Genomic DNA, 3,050 nt, shown 5'->3' with positions numbered 1-3,050 from the left:
CCCGAAGCCTACATTCCGCACACGGACACGTTCATCGAAAAAGATGCGAGCATCAACGACGAAATCGACAAGCTCCGCCTGCGTGCTACAGCGAACCTGCTCACCCGCCGCGACGTGATTATCGTTGCCTCCGTCAGCTGCATTTACGGTTTGGGCAGCCCCAGTGAATATTTCGACCTGATGGTTCGCATTAAGAAGGGCGACATTTACGACCGCGACAAGATTCTTCACGACCTGGTGAGAATTCAATATACGCGAAACGATTTCAGCTTGGAACGTGGCAGTTTCCGCGTACACGGCGATGTGATTGAGATTCACCCGAGCTACGACGAAGAAGGACTCCGCATCGAACTTTTCGGAGATGAAGTAGACCGCCTTGTAAGATTCAACATCCTCACCGGCGAAGTCACGCAGGAACTCGACGAGATGACCATCGCTCCGGCGAAGCACTTTGTCACAAAGGAAGAAGGCCGTCTCGGCATTTTGCAGCGCATGCAAGTGGAACTGACCGAACGCCTCGCGGAACTCGACAAGGAAGGCAAGGTGCTGGAATCGGCACGCCTTTCGAGCCGCACCCGCTACGACATGGAAATGATCCGCGAAACAGGCATGTGCAGCGGCATCGAGAACTACTCGCGCATTATTGAAAACCGAGCTCCGGGTACGCGCCCCTTTACGCTCATCGACTACTTCGGTGACGATTGGCTTTTGATGGTGGATGAATCCCACGTGAGCATTCCGCAGGTGGGCGGCATGGCCGAGGGCGACAAATCCCGCAAGACCACGCTGGTGCAGTACGGGTTCCGCCTCCCCTGCGCGCTCGACAACCGCCCGATGAACTTTGCCGAATTCGAGTACATGTACCCGAAGCAGGTGCTTTTTGTGAGCGCCACCCCCGGCGATTATGAACTTACCAAGACGGGCGGCGTTGTTACTGAACAAATTAACAGGCCGACTGGACTTCTGGATCCGAAAATCGAGATGTTCCCCATCAAGGGTCAGATGGACGTTCTGCTGTACCGTATCGAGGAAGTCGTCAAGAACGGCGATCGCGTACTCGTCACGACGCTCACCAAGAAGATGGCGCAGGACCTCACCGACTTCTTTGTGGAAGCGGGCATCCGCGCACGTTACCTGCACAGCGACATCAAGACGCTCGAACGCCACGAACTGATTCGCGGACTCCGCACCGGCGAATTCGACGTACTCGTAGGCATCAACCTGCTGCGCGAAGGCCTCGACCTGCCCGAAGTGAGCATGGTCGCGATTCTCGACGCCGACAAGGAAGGATTCTTGCGCAACTACAGGAGCCTTATCCAGACGATGGGCCGCGCGAGCCGCAACGTGAACGGCACCGTTTTGCTTTTCGCCGACAACATGACCGACAGCCTGGAGAAGGCCGTCACCGAAACCGCCCGCCGAAGAGCCGTTCAGGAAGAATTCAACAAGGAACACGGCATCACGCCGAAATCCGTGACCCGCAAGCTCGAAGACGACCTGAGGATCAACGACCCGCTCGGCGATATCGGAGAAGACCAGTTCCCTGAGCCTGCCGAAGTGAACGAAGACCCTTCGGCAGGCTCAGGGAACTTAGGCGGAATTCGCCCGATGGAACCTTTGCAGCCGTCGAGCAAGACGAAGAAAAAGGCCTCACGTGGCAATTCCCAGAAACGTCATCCTGGTACCCAAGGCGACGGGAGCCACGAAGAACAAGACTGGACCCCCTCCCCACTTCGTGGGTCGAGGATGACAGAAGGGGATCGTGGGTCGAAGACGACTGGTTCACTCGAAGACCTGGAACGTCAGATGAAAGAAGCCGCCGCACGCCTCGATTTCGAGGAAGCGGCCCGCCTCCGTGACATCATTCGGGGAATGAAGTAACTTTTTACCCCTTTTTTACAGTTTTCTAGTTGCTTTTTTGCCCATTTTTGTTTATTTTCAGGGCAGAAAAACTTTTTATGAGGAATAAACCATGAATTTCGCAAAGAAACTCTTCCTTGGTTCCGCCATCGTAATGGGCGCATTCGGCATTATCGCCTGCGGAGACGACAGCAGCTCTACCAGCGCTGAATCGGGCGAAGGCGGCAGCGTAATCGAAACTCCGACTAAGAAAGACAACATCATCAGCTTCGTCAATCTTGGCGTAGTCGGTTCTACCAGTTCCAAGAAGTTTACCGGACAGGTCAATATCGTCCTTACCGATACCACCAGTACCAATCCTGAAGCGCTCAAGTTCACGAGCATCACCGCAGCAGTCGTCAAGGATTCTTCTGACGGAAACAAATATTCGACAACCGTCAACATTACGAATCCGCCTAGCGTTTCTGCAGGCACGAGCTTCGACCTGGCAGGCATCGCCGTCGACCTCAAGGACCCCACGTTCACCTCTTGCGGAAAGTTCGCACTCCGTATTACGGTCAAGGCTACCGACGGTGTAGACAACTTCGAAAGCTACGAGGACATCGCCTTTGAACGCGAAGCCTCCTACTGCGCCACCGAAACTCCGTCTTCGTCGTCTGCTACTCCGGTGCCCACAAATGTCACCATGACACCTTGCACCGTTGATCTTTCTACGGACGTCAACCCCGGTTTGAACATTGCGACTTGCACCGCAGTACCTGCAGCAGAAGCCGCTACGGCGGACCTCATTTTCAGCACAGCTGGCACTGTTAGCAACGCGGAAATGACCGTAAAGAGCGGCACCGGCCTCGTCTTCACTCTTATGACCAACACTGACGACTACGAAGTCGGTTTCTGGCCCGAAGAAGTTGAAATCGACCGTTCTCCCGCAGCCGCCTACGTGACGGACTTCAAGTACAGAGCTCCGATTGCCGGCACGGAAATCGGCGACCTGATTCTGAACGCAAACCAGATCTACATTGCAGCAAAGTCCGACTTCAACGCAACCACTGGAGTTGGCTTCTATCCGTTCGCAATCCTCGAACCGAAGCAGACCAACAATCTTGATCGTACTTTCAAGGTTAAGGTTTACAAGGTTCAGTAAGTCCTAGACTTTAAACGCATTCGGCTCCCCTAACGGGGAGCTTTTT

Annotated in this window: 2 protein-coding genes; both read left to right on the top strand. The window is 54.6% G+C overall.

What is annotated here, in order from left to right:
* Positions 1-1,881: excinuclease ABC subunit UvrB (uvrB, locus tag Q0W37_RS15300; protein WP_297702406.1), on the top strand; the 1,881-nt coding region annotated here is incomplete at its 5' end.
* Positions 1,882-1,972: 91 nt separating this feature from the next.
* Positions 1,973-3,004, top strand: coding sequence for a hypothetical protein (locus tag Q0W37_RS15295; RefSeq protein WP_297702405.1), 1,032 nt, complete (start codon positions 1,973-1,975; stop codon positions 3,002-3,004).
* The last annotated feature ends 46 nt before the right edge of the window (positions 3,005-3,050 follow it).

This window comes from uncultured Fibrobacter sp., from assembly GCF_947166265.1.
Classification (GTDB): Bacteria; Fibrobacterota; Fibrobacteria; order Fibrobacterales; family Fibrobacteraceae; genus Fibrobacter.
Note: the sequence above shows the minus strand (reverse complement) of the source record. Positions and strands in the feature narration are given on the sequence as shown.

Excerpts from the sequence above, each read along its gene's own strand:
- Q0W37_RS15295 (WP_297702405.1), top strand. The coding sequence starts at position 1,973 with ATGAATTTCGCAAAGAAACTCTTCCTTGGTTCCGCCATCGTAATGGGC.